This is a genomic window from Streptomyces sp. NPDC006140, assembly GCF_040628815.1.
Lineage (GTDB): Bacteria > Actinomycetota > Actinomycetes > Streptomycetales > Streptomycetaceae > Streptomyces.
Genome location: NZ_JBEXTS010000006.1, coordinates 68,326 through 85,073 on the forward strand (window position 1 = coordinate 68,326; position 16,748 = coordinate 85,073).

A 16,748-nucleotide genomic window follows, 5' to 3' on the forward strand; every position below is an offset into this window, starting at 1 on the left:
ACCGACCCGCAGCGGCCGGGCCCGGGGACGACGGGCCGCCGCCGCGCGGGACAGCGTTTCACCTTCGGCCGGGCTTGATCTGAGGCCGCGAGAAGGGGAGCCGTAGAATCGGGCTCACCATGGCTTACCTCGACCACGCCGCGACCACCCCGATGCTTCCGGAGGCGGCAGAGGCGCTCACCGCCCAGCTGGGTGCCACCGGCAACGCCTCCTCCCTCCACGCATCCGGCAGGCAGGCCCGCCGCACCGTCGAGGAGGCCCGCGAGACCCTCGCCGAAGCCCTCGGCGCCCGCCCCAGCGAGGTCGTCTTCACCTCGGGCGGCACGGAGGCCGACAACCTCGCCGTCAAGGGCCTTTACTGGTCACGCCGCGACGCCGACCCGGCCCGCACCCGCGTCCTCGCCAGCCCCGTCGAGCACCACGCGGTCCTCGACGCCGTGCACTGGCTCGGCGAACACGAGGGCGCCACCATCGAGTACCTGCCGGTCGACGCCCACGGCCGCGTCCACCCGGACGCCCTGCGCGAGGCGATCGCCCGCGACCCCGACGACGTGGCCCTCGCCACCGTCATGTGGGCCAACAACGAGATCGGGACGATCCTGCCGATCCGCGAACTGGCCGACGCCGCCGCGGAGTTCGGCGTCCCGCTGCACTCGGACGCGGTCCAGGCCTTCGGTCAGATCCCCGTGGACTTCGCCGCCTCCGGCCTCGCCGCGATGACCGTCTCCGGCCACAAGATCGGCGGCCCCTACGGCATCGGCGCGCTGATCCTCGGCCGCGAGCACGCCCCCGTGCCCGTGCTGCACGGCGGCGGCCAGGAGCGGCATGTGCGCTCCGGCACCCTCGACGTCCCCGCCATCGCCTCCTTCGCCGTCGCCGGGCGGCTTGCCGCCGAGCAGCGCGAGTGGTTCGCCCGCGAGATCGGCGCCCTGCGCGACAGCCTGATCACCGCCGTCCGCTCGGCCGTCCCCGACGCGATCCTCGGCGGCGACCCCGATCCGGCGGGCCGCCTCCCGGCCAACGCGCACTTCACGTTCCCCGGCTGCGAGGGCGACTCGCTGCTGCTCCTGCTCGACGCCCAGGGCATCGAGTGCTCCACCGGCTCCGCCTGCACCGCCGGCGTCGCCCAGCCCAGCCACGTCCTCCTCGCCACCGGCACCGACCCCGACCTGGCCCGCGGCACCCTCCGCTTCTCCCTCGGCCACACCTCCACCGAAGCCGACGTCGAGGCCCTCGCGAAGGCCATCGGCCCGGCGGTGGAACGGGCCCGGGCGGCCGGGCTGATGTGACGGCCGGGCTGATGTGAGGGCCGGGTTGCCATGACGGCCGGGCTGATGTGACACCGCCCGCCGGGCCGGATCAGGCCCGCCCCGTACGCGCCTCCCGCACCAGCCGCATGTACTTGTCCCAGTCCCAGTGCGGCCCCGGGTCCGTGTGGTCCGTGCCCGGGACCTCCACGTGGCCGATGATGTGCTCGCGGTCGACGGGTATCTCGTACCGCGCGCAGATCCGGGCGGTCAGGCGCGCCGAGGCCTCGTACATCTCGTCCGTGAGGTCCTGCGGACGGTCCACGAAGCCCTCGTGCTCGATGCCGACACTGCGCTCGTTGTAGTCGCGGTTGCCCGCGTGGTACGCCACATCCAGCTCGCGGATCATCTGCGCGACGTGCCCGTCCTGGCGGACGATGTAGTGCGTGGCCGCCTTGTGGCCCGGGTCCTGGAAGGCCTTCACCGCGCTGTCGAAGCTGCCCTGCGTGACATGGACGATCACCATGTCTATGCCGAAGTCGTCGGGGCGGTCCGCCCGCCGCCAGTTCGCGTCCGACGCCGCCACCCAGCGCGCGCCCGCGTAGTCGACCTCGCCCTCCTTGCGCGGCTTCTCCACGCCGGGAGTCCGCCACCACAGGCGCGCCAGCTCGTCCCGGGCCAGCACGGCCGAGCCCGCCGCTGCCGCCGCCCCACCGATCAGCAACGCCCGGCGCCCGACCTTCCGGTCGCCGTCCTTCGGAGCCTTCCGCTGTCCCATGTGATCGTCAACGGATACTCGCGGGCCCTGGTTCCCGCGCCCCCTTACCCTGGAGGGGTTATGACTGAAACCCCGCAGCGCCCCCGCCCCCTCCGCGTCCTGGCCGCCATGTCCGGCGGCGTCGACTCCGCCGTCGCCGCCGCCCGCGCGGCCGAGGCGGGCCACGACGTGACCGGCGTCCACCTCGCGCTCTCCGCCAACCCCCAATCCTTCCGGACGGGCGCGCGGGGCTGCTGCACCATCGAGGACTCCCGCGACGCCCGCCGCGCCGCCGACGTCATCGGCATCCCGTTCTACGTGTGGGACCTCGCCGACCGCTTCCGCGAGGACGTCGTCGAGGACTTCGTCGCCGAGTACGAGGCCGGCCGCACCCCCAACCCCTGCCTGCGCTGCAACGAGAAGATCAAGTTCGCCGCCCTCCTCGACAAGGCGCTCGCCCTCGGCTTCGACGCGGTCTGCACGGGCCACTACGCCAAGGTGATCGTCCGCGAGGACGGCACCCGCGAGCTGCACCGCGCCTCCGACATGGCCAAGGACCAGTCGTACGTCCTCGGCGTGCTGGACGACCGCCAGCTCGCCCACGCCCTGTTCCCCCTCGGCGACACGGTCACCACCAAGGACGAGATCCGCGCCGAGGCCGAGCGCAGGGGCCTGGCGGTCGCCAAGAAGCCCGACTCGCACGACATCTGCTTCATCGCCGACGGCGACACCCAGGGCTTCCTCGCCGACCGGCTCGGCCGGTCCGAGGGCGACATCGTCGACGAGTCCGGCACGAAGCTCGGCACCCACGAGGGCGCGTACGGCTTCACCATCGGCCAGCGCAAGGGCCTGCGGATCGGCACCCCGGCCCCCGACGGCAAGCCGCGCTACGTCCTCGACATCTCCCCGGTCACCAACACCGTCACCGTCGGCCCGGCCGACGCGCTGGACGTCAGCGCCCTGACCGCGATCAAGCCGCGCTGGTGCGGCGCCGCCCCCGCCGGCCCCGGCACCTACACGGCCCAGCTCCGGGCCCACGGCGGCGAGACCGAGGTGACCGCCGAACTCGTCGACGGCACCCTGGAGGTCACCTTCACCGAGCCGGTCCGTGGCGTCGCCCCCGGCCAGGCGATCGTGCTCTACGACGGCACGCGCGTGGTGGGCTCGGCGACGATCGCGTCGACGAAGCGGGCGACGGCCGGCGTGGCCTGACCCGAAGGGCACCCGGGGCAGGCCGACTCCACGCGCGCGTGCCCCGGCTCAGCCCTCCCTCACCCTTGGGCGAAGAACTCCGCCAGCACCGGCGCCAGCACGTTCGGCTCCACCATGTGCGTCTGCCCCTGGAGCGTGCGGTACGTGCCCTCGGGGACGGAGTCCGCGATCGCCCGGGCCGCCTCGCGCAGCCAGGCGGGGCTCGCGTCGCCCGCGACCGCCAGGACGGGGACGGCGATCGAGCCCAGCCGCTCCCGGGGGACCCGGCCGTCGCGCATCACGGCGTCGTCGTAGGCGAGGCTCGGGGCGATCGCCTCCATGCCGGCCCACATGGGGGACTGTCGGGCCCCCTGGATCACCCCCTCGGCCAGGCCGGTCAGCCGCAGGAACAGCTCGACCGCGTCCCCGCGCCGCCCCTCGCCGAGCGCCTCCGTCAGCCGCCGGGTGTACTCCGCGCGCTCCTCGGCGCCCTCCTCCGACATGGCGAACGGCGTCTCGTACACCGCCACGCGCCGCACCGGCAGCCCGCTCGCCGCCGCCTCCAGGGCGAGCGCACCGCCGGACGAGATGCCGTACAGGAGCGCCTCGCCGCCCACCGCCTCGATCACCGCCGCCAGGTCCTCGACCTCACGCTCCACCGCGTACGGCGCCGTGTCCCCGCTGGCCCCGCGGCCCCGGCGGTCGTACACGACGGCCTGGAAACGCTCCGCCAGCGACACGGCCAGCGGCGCCAGGGTGCCGCCCGTCGACATCGCACCGCTCACCAGGACGACCGCGGGACCCCGGCCGGTGCTCTCGTAGGCGATGCGGGTGCCGTCGCGCGAAAGGATCTTGTTGTCCATGCCTGTTGAGACTGCCGCACCGCGCGGTCTTCATGGGTGAGGCGGGCCGTGCGTCAGCCGATCACGTGCTCCGTTCGACGGTGATGCGGTGCCCTGCCGTCACGATCGCCCCTCCTCGGGTAGCCGACTCCTCGGGTACAGCGCAGGCTGGAGCGGAGTTCTTCCCCCGCCCGTTCCTCGCCCGCCACAGGAGGCACCGTGCGCGCCACTGAGCCGGCCGGAAACCGCAGCAGCCTGGCCCACCAGGTCCGCTACGCCCTGCGCCACCCGGAGCGTGTGCCCGCGCACGCCCGGCGCGCGGTGCGGGACGCCTGGCTGCGGCTGCGCTACCGCGACCACATCGCCTACTACCGGGCCGTGATGGCCTCGGACGCGGCGCGCAGCGCGGAGGCGGCGGTGGGGCACAACCCCTCGCGCGAGTCGTGGACCCGCATCGGCCGTATGCAGTTCGACTACCTGGTGGGACACGGTCTCCAGCCGCACCACCGCATGCTGGACATCGGCTGCGGCAACCTGCGCGCCGGCCGGCTGTTCATCGACCACCTCGACACCGGGCACTACTACGGCATCGACATCTCGCCGCACATCCTGCTCGCCGCCCAGGACACCCTCGTGGCCGAGAAGCTCCAGCCCAAGCTGCCCTACCTGGCGCTCGCCGACGACCTCACCTTCGCCTTCCTGCCCGACGCGCACTTCGACGTCGTGCACGCGCACAGCGTCTTCTCGCACTCGCCGCTGCACGTCATCGAGGAGTGCTTCGCGCACGTCGGCCGGATCCTCGCACCGGGCGGGTTCTTCGACTTCACGTTCGACCGCACCGAGGGCGTGGAGCACCAGGTGCTCCACGAGGACTTCTACTACCGGACGCGGACGCTGACCGAACTCGCCGCACGGCACGGCCTCAACGCCCGGTTCATGGACGACTGGGAGCAACTGCCGCACCGCCAGTCCAAAATGCGGGTGACCACGGCCGCGGACCGGGCCCGTACGGTGGGTTCATGAACATCTGTGTCTTCCTCTCCGCCGCCGACCTCGACGAGCGCTACACCCGCCCCGCGCGGGAGTTCGCCAAGCTGCTGGGCAAGGGCGGCCACACGCTCGTGTGGGGCGGCTCCGACGTCGGCCTCATGAAGGTGGTCGCCGACGGGGTGCAGGAGGCGGGCGGCCGGCTCGTCGGCGTCTCCGTGCAGTTCCTCTCGGCCAAGGCCCGCCCGGGCGTCGACGAGATGGTCGTCGCCAAGGACCTCGCCGAGCGCAAGAAGCTCCTGCTGGAGAAGGCCGACGCCGTGGTCATCATGGTCGGCGGCACGGGCACGCTCGACGAGGCGACCGAGATCCTGGAGCTGAAGAAGCACGGGCACACCGACAAGCCGGTCGTCCTGCTCAACACCGCGGGCTTCTACGACGGCCTGAAGGAGCAGTTCCGCCGCATGGAGGACGAGGGCTTCCTGCCCCGCCCGCTCACCGACCTGGTGTTCTTCGCGGAGGAGCCGGTCGGGGCGCTGGCCTACCTGGAGGAGAGCCGGGGCATCGAGTGACCCGGCCCTGATGCGAGCATGGCGGGCATGGCTACTCATGTGATCACCGGGGCCGGATCCGGCATCGGCGCGGCCGTGGCCCGCCGCCTGCACGCGCGCGGGGACGACCTCGTGCTGCACGCGCGCGACGCGGGCCGGGCGAAGGAACTGGCGGCCGAGTTCCCGGGCGCGAGGACGCTGGTCGGCGACCTCGCGGACCCCGACAAGCTCTCCTGGGCCTTCTCCCACCAGTCGCTGCCCGACCGCGTGGACTCGCTGCTGCACATCGCCGGGGTCGTCGACCTCGGCCCGGTCGGCGAGCTCACCCCGAAGACCTGGCGCCACCAGCTCAACATCAACCTCGTCGCCCCCGCCGAGCTGACCCGCCACTTCCTGCCCCAGCTGCGCGCCGCCCGGGGCCACGTGCTCTTCGTCAACTCCGGCGCCGGCCTCAACGCCCACGCCGGCTGGTCCGCCTACGCCGCCTCCAAGCACGGCCTGAAGGCCCTCGCCGACTCCCTGCGGCACGAGGAGCACGGCAACGGCGTCCGGGTCACCTCGGTCTACCCCGGCCGCACGGCCAGCCCCATGCAGGCCAAGGTGCACCAGCAGGAGGGCAAGGAGTACGACGCCTCGAAGTGGATCGACCCCGAGTCGGTGGCCACGACGATCCTGATGGCCCTGGACCTGCCGCGCGACGCCGAGGTCAACGACCTGACGGTGCGGCCGGGCGCCTGACCGCGGCGCCCCGTTCACTAGGCTGTTGCGGTGAGCGAAAACAGCCAGTTCAGGTTCGGTGCGGCCACCGGTGTCGGCTCCCTGCCCGGGGGCGACGCCCGGGAGGCCGCCAAGACCGCCACCGGAACCTTCGAGGACTTCCCCTTCCTGCCCGAACTGCCCGCCCGGGGGCCCGGCGCGGACATGATCGGCCGGACCGCCGGGATGCTCGTCGAGCTGTACGCGCGCGTGGAGCCCAGCGGCTGGCGGCTCGGCGACCGGCCGGGGCGGGACACCAAGCGGGCCCGCTCCTGGCTCGGCGAGGACCTCGACGCGCTGGAGGAGTTCACGCAGGACTACCAGGGGCCGCTGAAGGTCCAGGCCGTCGGCCCCTGGACCCTCGCCGCCCACCTGGAGCTGCGCAACGGCGAGGCGGCCCTGTCGGACGCCGGCGCCTGCCGCGACCTCGCCGCCTCCCTGGCCGAGGGAGTGCGCCAGCACCTCGCCGAGGTGGGGCGGCGCGTCCCGGGCGCACAGCTCGTGCTCCAGCTCGACGAGCCGTCCCTCACGGCCGTCCTGCGCGGCCAGGTGAAGACAGCCAGCGGCTACCGCACCCACCGGGCCGTCGACCGGCAGATCGTCGAGCAGACGCTGCGCGACCTCGTCGGGACGCACCCCGGCGGCCCGGTCGTCGTCCACTCCTGCGCCCCGGACGTCCCGTTCGCCCTGCTCCGGCGGGCGGGCGCGGCGGCCGTCTCGTTCGACTTCTCCCTCCTCACCGAGCGTGACGACGAGGCGATCGGCGAGGCGGTGGAGGGCGGCACCCGGCTCTTCGCCGGTGTCGTCCCGTCCGCGGAGGGCCCATTGTCAGACCCTGCCGGTAGCGTCATGGGGGTCAGGACGCTGTGGCGCAGGCTGGGGCTGTCACCGGGGCTTCTCGCGGAGGCGGTCACGCTCACCCCGGCGTGCGGACTCGCGGGGGTCTCCCCGGGGTACGCGCGCCAGGCGCTCGCCCACTGCGTCCGGGCGGCGAGATCCCTCGCGGACAACCCAGAGTAACGGGAGGACGACACGGTGGCCGGCGACAAGCAGGCGGAGACGACGGCGGTGCCCGCCGAGGCACGGGAGAAGCACGCGCGCCTCGCGGAGCAGATCGAGGAGCACCGCTTCCGCTACTACGTGAAGGACGCTCCCGTCGTCAGCGACGCGGAGTTCGACCAGCTGCTGCGTTCCCTGGAGACGCTGGAGGAGGAGCACCCGGAGCTGCGCACACCGGACTCGCCGACCCAGAAGGTCGCCGGGTCCTACGAGACGGAGTTCACGGCGGTCGCGCACCGCGAGCGCATGCTCTCCCTGGACAACACGTTCAACGACGACGAGCTCGCCGCCTGGTCCGAGCGCATCGCCCGCGAACTGGGCGAGCAGGCCTACCACTTCCTGTGCGAGCTGAAGGTCGACGGCCTCGCCGTGAACCTCACCTACGAGCACGGCCGCCTCACACGCGCGGCGACCCGCGGCGACGGCCGCACCGGCGAGGACATCACGCCGAACGTCCGCACGATCGCGGAGATCCCCGACCGCCTCAAGGGCGACTCCGTCCCCGACCTCGTGGAGATCCGCGGCGAGGTCTACTTCCCGATGGAGAAGTTCCAGGAGCTCAACGCCCGGCTCGTCGAGGCCGGCGACAAGCCCTTCGCCAACCCGCGCAACGCGGCGGCCGGTTCCCTGCGCCAGAAGGACCCCCGCGTCACGGCCACCCGCCCCCTGCACATGGTGGTCCACGGCATCGGCGCCCTGGAGGGCTTCACCGGCCTGACCCGCCTCTCCCAGGCCTACGACCTGCTCAAGACCTGGGGCCTGCCCACCTCCCGGCACAACAAGGTGGTCGACGGCCTGGCAGGCGTCCGGGAGTTCATCGCCCGTTTCGGCGAGAACCGCCACTCCGTGGAGCACGAGATCGACGGCGTCGTCGTCAAGCTCGACGAAATCCCCCTCCAGGGCCGCCTCGGCTCCACCTCCCGCGCCCCGCGCTGGGCGATCGCGTACAAGTACGCGCCGGAGGAGGTCAACACCAAGCTCATCAACATCCGCGTGGGCGTCGGCCGCACGGGCCGGGTCACGCCCTACGCCCAGGTCGAGCCGGTCACGGTCGCCGGCTCCGAGGTCGAGTTCGCCACGCTGCACAACCAGGACGTCGTCAAGGCCAAGGGCGTCCTCATCGGCGACACGGTGGTGCTGCGCAAGGCCGGTGACGTCATCCCCGAGATCCTCGGGCCCGTCGCCGACCTGCGAGACGGCACCGAGCGCGAGTTCGTGATGCCGAGCGAGTGCCCCGAGTGCGGTACGGCGCTGCGGCCCATGAAGGAGGGCGACGTCGACCTGCGCTGCCCCAACGCCCGCACGTGTCCGGCCCAGTTGCGCGAGCGCCTCTTCTACCTCGCGGGCCGCAAGGCGCTCGACATCGAGCACTTCGGCTACGTCGCCGCCACCGCCCTCACCTCGCCACTGGAGCCGAAGGACCCACCCCTGCTGGACGAGGGCGACCTGTTCGACCTCACCATCGAACAGCTGCTGCCCATCAAGGCGTACGTCCTCGACCCGGACAGCGGCCTGCCCAAGCGCGACCCGAAGACCGGCGAGGAGAAGGTCGCCACGATCTTCGCCAACCAGGAGGGCAAGCCCCGCAAGAACGCGCTCGCCATGCTGGAGAACATCGCGGCGGCCAAGCAGCGCCCGCTCGCCCGCGTCCTCACCGGCCTGTCGATCCGTCACGTCGGGCCCGTCGCGGCGGAGGCGCTGGCCCGCGAGTTCCGCTCGATCGAGCGCATCGACCAGGCCACGGAGGAGGAGCTGAAGAACACCGACGGCGTCGGAGAGATCGTCGCCACCGCCGTCAAGGAGTGGTTCGCCGAGGACTGGCACCGCGAAATCATCCGTAAGTGGAAGGCCGCGGGCGTCCGCATGGAGGAGGAGAGCACCGGCGAGGACGAGGGGCCGCGCCCGCTCGAAGGGCTCACGGTCGTCGTCACCGGCACCCTCGAACACTTCACGCGTGACGGCGCCAAGGAGGCGCTGCAGAGCCGGGGAGCGAAGGTGACCGGCTCGGTTTCCAAGAAGACGTCGTTCGTCGTCGTGGGTGACAACCCCGGATCGAAATACGACAAGGCGATGCAGCAGAAGGTGCCGGTCCTGAACGAGGAGGGCTTCGGCGTCCTGTTGGAACAGGGACCGGAAGCGGCGGCCGAAGTCGCCCTTTCGTCCGAGGAGTAGCGGTTGAAGGCCACCCGATCGGCGCATACCAGATGCATACGGGTGGCCGGGGCGCATTCGGGCAACCGTCGGCGACCGCTGCCCGTGGAAGCCTTCTGCGGCCTACTGTTGAGATGTGCGCCTGCCGTGCCCAGCTGCGGTCGGGGCATCGTCGCGCTCGGGCAGGGCACGGGGAAGGGTTTTCCAGCGCGGGCCGTTGAGGGTTGTCGGGCACCGGGCCGCGGGCGTGGGCACCGCCGGCTGTGAGAGGGACGGGAATGGAACCGACCGAGAGCGCCGCGCCGGGCTCACGGCTGCGCCTGAGCCGCATGGCGGTCGCATGGCGCGCAGTCCGTGGGGCCGGTCGGCCGGCGGGGCGTCCGGGCGCGGAGGCGCGCGCCGTCGGACAGTACACCGCGGACTCACGCGCCGCCGGGGGGCGCGCCGCACAGCCCGTCACCGAGCACACCCCCGGGCTGACCGGCGCGGACGGGGAGACGGAACGGCACCCGTCCTGGCCCGCGCTGCCCGCGGCGGTCGTCGCGGCGGCCGGGTTCGTCCTCGGCGCCGGCTTCTACCGCGCCTTCACCGGCGGCCACGCGCTCTTCCCGTCGGGCACGGCCGGCTGGGCGCTGGCCGTGCTGACCGGCATCATCGTCGGCCACCTCGTCATGCTGGGCCGCTCCCGCTGGTGGGGCGGCACCGGCTCGGGCGCCGCCCTCACCCTCGCAGTGCTGCTGCTCTACGGCTGGGTCCCGGCCGGCATGGTCAGCCTCACCGTCGTCGTGCTGGTCGGCATAGCCCGCCGCAACCGCTGGCGCCAAGGCGTGCTGCACGGCGCGGTCGACCTCCTCGGCATCGGCGCCGGCGCCCTGGTGCTGGGTCTCTTCGGTACGGTGCCGTCCGTCGAGTCCCCGGCCCAGCCCGGCGCCTGGACACTCGCCACCGCGCCCGAGGTGGCCCTCGTCGCCATCGCCTACCTGGCGGTCACCCGCGTCCTGCTCTGGTACCTGCACGCCCCGCGCCCCGGCCTGCCCACCGTCGCCCGCACCGCCCTGGTCAGACAGGGCCTGGTCGCGGTCGCGCTGCTCGGGATCGCGCCGCTGGTGTGCGTGGTGGCCGTGGCCAAGCCGATCCTGCTGCCGCTGTTCTCCATCCCCCTCATCGCCCTGGACTCCACCCTGTGGATAGCCCGGGCCCGGGCGGAGGAGCAGCTGCGCGACCCGCTGACCGGGCTGCCCAACCGGCAGTGGCTGCTGGAGCGCATCTGGACCGCGCTGGACGACGCCGAGCGCATCGACGCCCGCGCCGCCCTCATGCTGATCGACCTCGACCGGTTCCGGTCGGTCAACGACACGCTCGGTCATCTGGCCGGTGACCGGCTGCTGCTGCAGATCGCCGACCGGCTGCGGGTGGCGCTGCCGCGCGGAGCGGAGGCCGCGCGGCTCGGCGGGGACGAGTTCGCCGTCTTACTGCCGGTCGCCGACTCCACGACGTCCGCGACCCGGGTCGCCCGCAGCCTCGTCTCCGCGCTCAGCTCCCCCCTCGACCTCGACGGCCTCACGCTGGTCCTGGAGGCCAGCGCCGGAGTCGCCGTCTTCCCCGACCACGCCCTGGACGCCGAGGGACTGCTGCGCCGGGCGGACGTGGCGATGTACCAGGCGAAGCGGGACCGCACGGGGGTGGAGGTGTACGAGTCCAAGCGCGACTCCAACACCCCGGACCGGCTCGGTCTGCTCGGAGACCTGCGCCGGGCGCTCGACGCTCACGAGGTGCATCTGCACTACCAGCCCAAGGTCCGCTTCGACGGACAGGTCGCGGGCCTGGAGGCCCTGGTCCGCTGGGTGCACCCCGAGCGGGGCAAGGTGCCGCCGGACGAGTTCATAGCGATCGCCGAGTCCTCGGGCCTGATGCCGCACCTCACCGAGTATGTCCTGGAGACCGCGCTCGGCCAGGTCGCCCGCTGGCGCGCCCAGGGCCTGTTCGTGCCGGTCGCGGTCAACGTCTCCCCGCGCGATGTGCACACCCCCGGGTTCGCGGGCTCCGTCGCCGCCCGGCTGGCCCGGCACGGCGTCCCGGCGGGAGCGCTCCAACTGGAGATAACGGAACACGTCCTCCTGGAGGACCCGCAGCGCGCCGCTGACACCCTCAACGGGCTGACCGGGCACGGCGTGAAGATGTCCCTGGACGACTTCGGCACGGGCTACTCCTCCCTCGTGCACCTGCGCCGGCTCCCCGTCAGCGAACTGAAGATCGACCGCTCGTTCGTGGCCCGGCTCGCGCTCGACCACGAGGACGCGGAGATCGTGCGCTGCACGGTCGACCTCGCGCACTCCCTCGGCCTGCTCGTCGTCGCCGAGGGCGTCGAGGACGACGAGACCTGGGAGCGCCTGCGCGACCTCGGCTGCGACGCCGTGCAGGGCTGGCTGGTCGCCGCCGCGATGCCGCCCGACGAGACCACGGCCTGGCTCCGCGCCCGCGGCTCCCGGGGCTGGCAGCGCCCCCGGGCCGCGCTCCCGGCGGCCGCGGCGGACGACTCGGGCCGGGTGGGCTGAGGCCGCCCGGGAGACCCGGCCGGCCGCCCCTTCCCATGAGGGCCGGCACACCGTCGAGGGGCTCAGCCCCCGGCCGCTCCCCGTGGGTGCGGGCAAACCGTTTCACGGGCACGCCCCCCGGCCCCATAGGATTGGGCCAAACCACATTCACTCACCCCAGAGGATCGCTGCATGCCTGGCATCACGCGCGAGGAGGTCGCCCACCTCGCCCGGCTGGCGCGTCTGGAGCTGAAGCCCGAAGAGCTCGACCACTTCGCAGGCCAGCTGGACGACATCATCGGCGCGGTCGCCCGCGTCAGCGAGGTCGCCGACCAAGACGTACCGCCGACCTCGCACCCGCTCCCGCTGACGAACGTCATGCGCCCGGACGAGGTCCGTCCCTCGCTCACCCCCGAGCAGGCGCTCTCCGGCGCCCCGGCCCAGGAGCAGCAGCGTTTCAAGGTGCCGCAGATCCTGGGGGAGGACTAAGACCGTGACGGACATCATCAAGCTCACCGCCGCCGAGACCGCCGCGAAGATCGCCTCCGGCGAACTCACGGCCGTCGAGGTCACCGAGGCCCACCTCGCCCGCATCGAGGCCGTCGACGAGAAGGTGCACGCCTTCCTGCACGTCGACCGCGAGGGTGCCCTCGCCCAGGCCCGTGCCGTCGACGACAAGCGCGAGCGGGGCGAGAAGCTCGGCCCCCTCGCCGGCGTCCCCCTCGCGCTGAAGGACATCTTCACCACCGAGGGCGTGCCCACCACCGTCGGCTCGAAGATCCTCGAAGGCTGGATCCCGCCGTACGACGCCACGGTCACGCAGAAGCTGAAGGCCGCCGACGTCGTCATCCTCGGCAAGACCAACATGGACGAGTTCGCCATGGGGTCCTCCACCGAGAACAGCGCCTACGGCCCGACCGGCAACCCCTGGGACCTCACCAAGATCCCCGGCGGCTCCGGCGGCGGCTCCTCCGCCGCACTGGCCGCGCACATGGCCCCCCTCGCCATCGGCACCGACACCGGCGGCTCCATCCGCCAGCCCGCCGCCGTCACCGGCACGGTCGGCGTGAAGCCGACGTACGGTGCCGTCTCGCGGTACGGCATGGTCGCCTTCTCCAGCTCCCTCGACCAGGGCGGCCCCTGCGCCCGCACGGTCCTCGACGCGGCCCTGCTGCACGAGGTCATCGCCGGGCACGACCCGCTCGACTCGACGTCCATCGACGCGCCCGTCCCGCCGGTCGTCGAGGCCGCCCGCAACGGCAGCGTCCAGGGCATGCGCGTCGGCGTCGTCAAGCAGTTCCGCGGCGAGGGCTACCAGGCCGGCGTCATCCAGCGGTTCGACGAGTCCGTCGCGCTGCTCAAGGAACTGGGCGCCGAGATCGTCGAGCTGGACTGCCCGTCCTTCGACCTGGCGCTGTCGGCGTACTACCTGATCGCGCCGTCCGAGTGCTCCTCCAACCTCGCCCGCTTCGACGGCCTGCGCTACGGCCTGCGGACCGGCGACGACGGCACGCACTCCGCCGAGGAGGTCACCTCCCTCACCCGCGAGGCCGGCTTCGGCCCCGAGGTCAAGCGCCGCATCATGCTCGGCACGTACGCCCTGTCCAGCGGCTACTACGACGCCTACTACGGCAGCGCCCAGAAGGTCCGCACGCTCATCAAGCAGGACTTCGACAAGGCGTTCGAGCAGGTGGACGTGATCGTCTCCCCGACGACCCCGACCACCGCCTTCCCGATCGGCGAGCGTGCCGACGACCCGATGGCGATGTACCTCGCCGACCTGTGCACCATCCCGACCAACCTGGCGGGCAACGCGGCCATGTCGCTGCCGTGCGGCCTCGCCCCGGAGGACAACCTCCCGGTCGGCCTGCAGATCATCGCCCCCGTCATGAAGGACGACCGCCTGTACAAGGTGGGTGCCGCCGTCGAGGCCGCCTTCGTGGAAAGGTGGGGCCACCCGCTGATCGAGGAGGCTCCGTCGCTGTGAGCGCACTGTCCAAGGCCAAGGGCTTCAAGAGCTCCAAGTCCGGTCTGTACATCTCGATGGCCACGTCGGCGTTCGGCGCCGTCGGTGTCTACAAGCAGATCAAGAAGGCCCGCGGAGACAACGACACGCTGCGGCTGATCGACGCCGTCGTGACCGGAGCGGCGGTCGTCACCAACCTGGCCATTCTCTACCGCGAGCTGAAGCGGCTGGGCGACGACGACGTCCTGCTGGGCTGAGAGGGAAGTTTCACCGTGACCACCACGACCGACCTGGTGTCGTACGAGGACGCACTCGCGTCGTACGACCCCGTCATGGGCCTCGAGGTCCATGTCGAACTCGGCACCAAGACCAAGATGTTCTGCGGCTGCTCGACCGCCCTCGGCCAGGACGCCAACACGCAGACCTGCCCGGTCTGCCTCGGCCTGCCCGGCGCGCTCCCGGTCGTCAACGCGACCGGCGTCGAGTCCGCCATCAAGATCGGCCTCGCGCTGAACTGCGAGATCGCCGAGTGGTGCCGCTTCGCCCGGAAGAACTACTTCTATCCGGACATGCCGAAGAACTTCCAGACCTCCCAGTACGACGAGCCGATCGCCTTCAACGGCTACCTCGACGTGCAGCTGGAGGACGGCGAGACCTTCCGCGTGGAGATCGAGCGCGCCCACATGGAGGAGGACACCGGCAAGTCGACCCACGTGGGCGGCGCCACCGGCCGCATCCACGGCGCGTCCCACTCCCTGCTGGACTACAACCGCGCCGGCATCCCGCTCATCGAGATCGTCACCAAGCCGATCGAGGGCGCGGGCGAGCGGGCCCCCGAGGTCGCGCGGGCCTACGTCCGTGAGCTGCGCGAGGTCATCCGGGCGCTCGGCGTCTCCGAGGCCCGCATGGAGATGGGCCAGATGCGCTGCGACGTGAACCTGTCGCTGCGCCCGCACGGCACCGAGAAGTTCGGTACGCGTTCGGAGACGAAGAACGTCAACTCGCTGCGGTCCGTGGAGCGCGCGGCCCGCTACGAGATCCAGCGGCACGCGGCCGTGCTGTCCTCCGGCGGCACGATCATCCAGGAGACCCGGCACTTCCACGAGGACACGGGGTCGACGACCTCGGGCCGTGTGAAGGAGGAGGCCGAGGACTACCGGTACTTCCCGGAGCCCGACCTCGTCCCGGTGGCGCCGTCCCGCGAGTGGGTCGAGGAGATCCGCGCCGGTCTGCCCGAGCTGCCGCTGGTCCGCCGCAACCGGCTCCGCGAGGAGTGGGGCGTCTCGGCCACCGACATGCAGGCGATCCTCAACGCCGGTGCGCTGGAGCCGATCGTCGCCACGATCGAGGCCGGGGCCGACGCGGCGTCCGCCCGGAAGTGGTGGATGGGTGAGCTGGCCCGCAGCGCCAACGAGTCGGGCAAGGCGCTCGACGAGCTGGCGATCACCCCGGCGCAGGTGGCCCGGGTCACCGAGCTGGTGGCGAAGGGCGACCTGAACGACAAGCTGGCCCGCCAGGTCATCGAAGGCGTCCTCGCGGGCGAAGGCACCCCGGACGAGGTCGTCGACAAGCGCGGTCTGAAGGTCGTCTCCGACGAGGGCGCCCTCACCACCGCCGTCGAGGAGGCCATCGCCGGCAACCCGGCCATCGCGGACAAGATCCGCGGCGGCAAGGTGGCCGCCGCCGGTGCACTCGTCGGGGCGGTCATGAAGGCGACCCGGGGCCAGGCCGACGCGGCCCGCGTCAAGGAGCTGATCCTGGAGAAGCTGGGCGTCAGCGAGGGCTGAGCCCTCCGCGGACCCGACAGAGCGGACCCGGAAGAGGGGGGATGCACCGGAACCCGGTGCATCCCCCCTCTCAGTTCCTTACAGGCGACTTGGTTCCTTACACGCGACGCCCCACGACCCGGACGAAGCCCAGCGTGCCGCCCTGGTCGAGGCGCAGCATCTCGGCGCACTGTCCGGCCATCCGGATGTGGAACTCGTCCGTGTGCTCCTCGGCGACGACCTCGCACCAGCGCAGCCAGTCGCGCCAGCCGTCCTCCAGCCAGTCCGCGGTCTCGACCTCCACGGCCCCGCTGCGGGTCCAGTGGCGCCGCCACCAGCCGGCGGTGTGGAAGGACCAGAACCCGGGCTCCCAGTACGGCTTGAGGTGCTCCGGCGGCTCGACGCCGTCGATCTCCTCGCGCAGCGCCGGTACGACGACCCCGATCCGCCCGCCCGGCTTCAGCAGCCGGGTCAGCTCGGGCAGGTACAGGTCGTCGGTGCCGAAGTAGTGGTAGGCGTCGACGGAGACGATCGCGTCGAAGCTGTTCTCGCCGAACGGCAGGTCGTGCGCCTCGGCGAGCACGGGCAGGACGCGGTCGGCGAGGCCGGCCTCGGCGATGCGCCCGGCGTTCTCGCCGGGCTTGACCCACAGGTCGGCGGCGGTGACCTGGACGTCGTACTCCTTGGCGAGGAAGATCGACGTCATGGCGCGGCCGCAGCCCAGGTCGAGCACGCGCGAGCCGGGGCTCAGGGTGTCCAGCCCCAGGGCGGGCGCCAGCCACTCCAGCAGCCACAGCGCGTGCGGGCCCATCTGGTTCTCGATGGTCCAGCGGGCGTCGTAGCCGTTGCTGCGCGGGTAGCCGGGGTGGCTCACACGGTCAGCGAGGGGGATGTCCGAGGTGCGGGAAGTGATGTCCGACATCGGTGAACGGGCTCCTTGA

Annotated in this window: 15 protein-coding genes; 12 read left to right on the forward strand and 3 right to left on the reverse strand. The window is 72.3% G+C overall.

The window, feature by feature from the left end:
• Positions 1–119: 119 nt before the first annotated feature.
• A complete protein-coding gene (locus tag ABZ386_RS17800; protein WP_351340988.1) occupies positions 120–1,289 on the forward strand; it encodes a cysteine desulfurase family protein in 1,170 nt (389 codons plus the stop codon).
• Between the two features lie 70 nt (positions 1,290–1,359).
• On the opposite strand, the gene ABZ386_RS17805 is transcribed toward ABZ386_RS17800, so the two are convergent.
• On the reverse strand, positions 1,360–2,025 hold the full coding sequence (locus ABZ386_RS17805; RefSeq protein WP_358965050.1) for a peptidoglycan recognition family protein: 666 nt from the start codon (positions 2,023–2,025) through the stop codon (positions 1,360–1,362).
• 60 nt (positions 2,026–2,085) lie between these two features.
• Between ABZ386_RS17805 and mnmA the strand changes: the two genes are divergently transcribed.
• A complete protein-coding gene (gene mnmA / locus ABZ386_RS17810) occupies positions 2,086–3,216 on the forward strand; it encodes a tRNA 2-thiouridine(34) synthase MnmA (protein ID WP_356502063.1) in 1,131 nt (376 codons plus the stop codon).
• A gap of 59 nt (positions 3,217–3,275) precedes the next feature.
• Here the strand turns inward: mnmA and ABZ386_RS17815 are convergent, their stop codons facing one another.
• Positions 3,276–4,058, reverse strand: a complete 783-nt coding sequence (locus ABZ386_RS17815) for an alpha/beta fold hydrolase (protein ID WP_351340995.1) — start codon at positions 4,056–4,058, stop codon at positions 3,276–3,278.
• 198 nt (positions 4,059–4,256) lie between these two features.
• Between ABZ386_RS17815 and ABZ386_RS17820 the strand changes: the two genes are divergently transcribed.
• The 10 genes from ABZ386_RS17820 (at position 4,257) to gatB (ending at position 15,828) form a co-directional block, all read left to right on the forward strand.
• A complete protein-coding gene (locus tag ABZ386_RS17820; RefSeq protein WP_358965051.1) occupies positions 4,257–5,060 on the forward strand; it encodes a class I SAM-dependent methyltransferase in 804 nt (267 codons plus the stop codon).
• Positions 5,057–5,596 carry a TIGR00730 family Rossman fold protein gene (locus ABZ386_RS17825; RefSeq protein ID WP_031117547.1) on the forward strand — a complete coding sequence of 180 codons (540 nt, stop codon included), beginning with the start codon at positions 5,057–5,059 and terminating at the stop codon, positions 5,594–5,596. The genes ABZ386_RS17820 and ABZ386_RS17825 overlap by 4 nt, the downstream gene beginning before the upstream one ends.
• An 18-nt stretch (positions 5,597–5,614) precedes the next feature.
• Positions 5,615–6,313, forward strand: a complete 699-nt coding sequence (locus tag ABZ386_RS17830; RefSeq protein WP_358965052.1) for an SDR family oxidoreductase — start codon at positions 5,615–5,617, stop codon at positions 6,311–6,313.
• Positions 6,314–6,343: 30 nt separating this feature from the next.
• Positions 6,344–7,351, forward strand: a complete 1,008-nt coding sequence (locus ABZ386_RS17835) for a methionine synthase (RefSeq protein WP_358965053.1) — start codon at positions 6,344–6,346, stop codon at positions 7,349–7,351.
• Between the two features lie 15 nt (positions 7,352–7,366).
• On the forward strand, positions 7,367–9,562 hold the full coding sequence (gene ligA / locus ABZ386_RS17840; RefSeq protein WP_358965054.1) for an NAD-dependent DNA ligase LigA: 2,196 nt from the start codon (positions 7,367–7,369) through the stop codon (positions 9,560–9,562).
• A gap of 257 nt (positions 9,563–9,819) precedes the next feature.
• Positions 9,820–12,096 carry a bifunctional diguanylate cyclase/phosphodiesterase gene (locus tag ABZ386_RS17845; RefSeq protein WP_351341010.1) on the forward strand — a complete coding sequence of 759 codons (2,277 nt, stop codon included), beginning with the start codon at positions 9,820–9,822 and terminating at the stop codon, positions 12,094–12,096.
• Between the two features lie 171 nt (positions 12,097–12,267).
• On the forward strand, positions 12,268–12,564 hold the full coding sequence (gene gatC, locus ABZ386_RS17850; RefSeq protein WP_031117542.1) for an Asp-tRNA(Asn)/Glu-tRNA(Gln) amidotransferase subunit GatC: 297 nt from the start codon (positions 12,268–12,270) through the stop codon (positions 12,562–12,564).
• A 4-nt stretch (positions 12,565–12,568) separates the two neighbouring features.
• Positions 12,569–14,062, forward strand: a complete 1,494-nt coding sequence (gene gatA / locus ABZ386_RS17855) for an Asp-tRNA(Asn)/Glu-tRNA(Gln) amidotransferase subunit GatA (protein WP_358965055.1) — start codon at positions 12,569–12,571, stop codon at positions 14,060–14,062.
• The gene (locus ABZ386_RS17860; RefSeq protein ID WP_114255457.1) at positions 14,059–14,298 is read left to right on the forward strand and encodes a hypothetical protein; all 240 of its coding nucleotides are present in this window, start codon (positions 14,059–14,061) and stop codon (positions 14,296–14,298) included. The genes gatA and ABZ386_RS17860 overlap by 4 nt, the downstream gene beginning before the upstream one ends.
• A gap of 15 nt (positions 14,299–14,313) precedes the next feature.
• Positions 14,314–15,828 carry an Asp-tRNA(Asn)/Glu-tRNA(Gln) amidotransferase subunit GatB gene (gene gatB / locus ABZ386_RS17865; RefSeq protein WP_351341019.1) on the forward strand — a complete coding sequence of 505 codons (1,515 nt, stop codon included), beginning with the start codon at positions 14,314–14,316 and terminating at the stop codon, positions 15,826–15,828.
• Positions 15,829–15,925: 97 nt separating this feature from the next.
• On the opposite strand, the gene ABZ386_RS17870 is transcribed toward gatB, so the two are convergent.
• Positions 15,926–16,729: a methyltransferase domain-containing protein gene (locus ABZ386_RS17870; protein WP_356502071.1), complete on the reverse strand. Its 804-nt coding sequence runs from the start codon at positions 16,727–16,729 to the stop codon at positions 15,926–15,928.
• Between the last annotated feature and the right edge of the window lie 19 nt (positions 16,730–16,748).

Coding starts and splice junctions, on each gene's coding strand:
- ABZ386_RS17800 (WP_351340988.1), top strand. CDS start 120: ATGGCTTACCTCGACCACGCCGCGACCACCCCGATGCTTCCGGAGGCG.
- ABZ386_RS17805 (WP_358965050.1), bottom strand. CDS start 2,025: ATGGGACAGCGGAAGGCTCCGAAGGACGGCGACCGGAAGGTCGGGCGC.
- mnmA (WP_356502063.1), top strand. CDS start 2,086: ATGACTGAAACCCCGCAGCGCCCCCGCCCCCTCCGCGTCCTGGCCGCC.
- ABZ386_RS17815 (WP_351340995.1), bottom strand. CDS start 4,058: ATGGACAACAAGATCCTTTCGCGCGACGGCACCCGCATCGCCTACGAG.
- ABZ386_RS17825 (WP_031117547.1), top strand. CDS start 5,057: ATGAACATCTGTGTCTTCCTCTCCGCCGCCGACCTCGACGAGCGCTAC.
- ABZ386_RS17830 (WP_358965052.1), top strand. CDS start 5,615: ATGGCGGGCATGGCTACTCATGTGATCACCGGGGCCGGATCCGGCATC.
- ABZ386_RS17845 (WP_351341010.1), top strand. CDS start 9,820: ATGGAACCGACCGAGAGCGCCGCGCCGGGCTCACGGCTGCGCCTGAGC.
- gatC (WP_031117542.1), top strand. CDS start 12,268: ATGCCTGGCATCACGCGCGAGGAGGTCGCCCACCTCGCCCGGCTGGCG.
- ABZ386_RS17870 (WP_356502071.1), bottom strand. CDS start 16,729: ATGTCGGACATCACTTCCCGCACCTCGGACATCCCCCTCGCTGACCGT.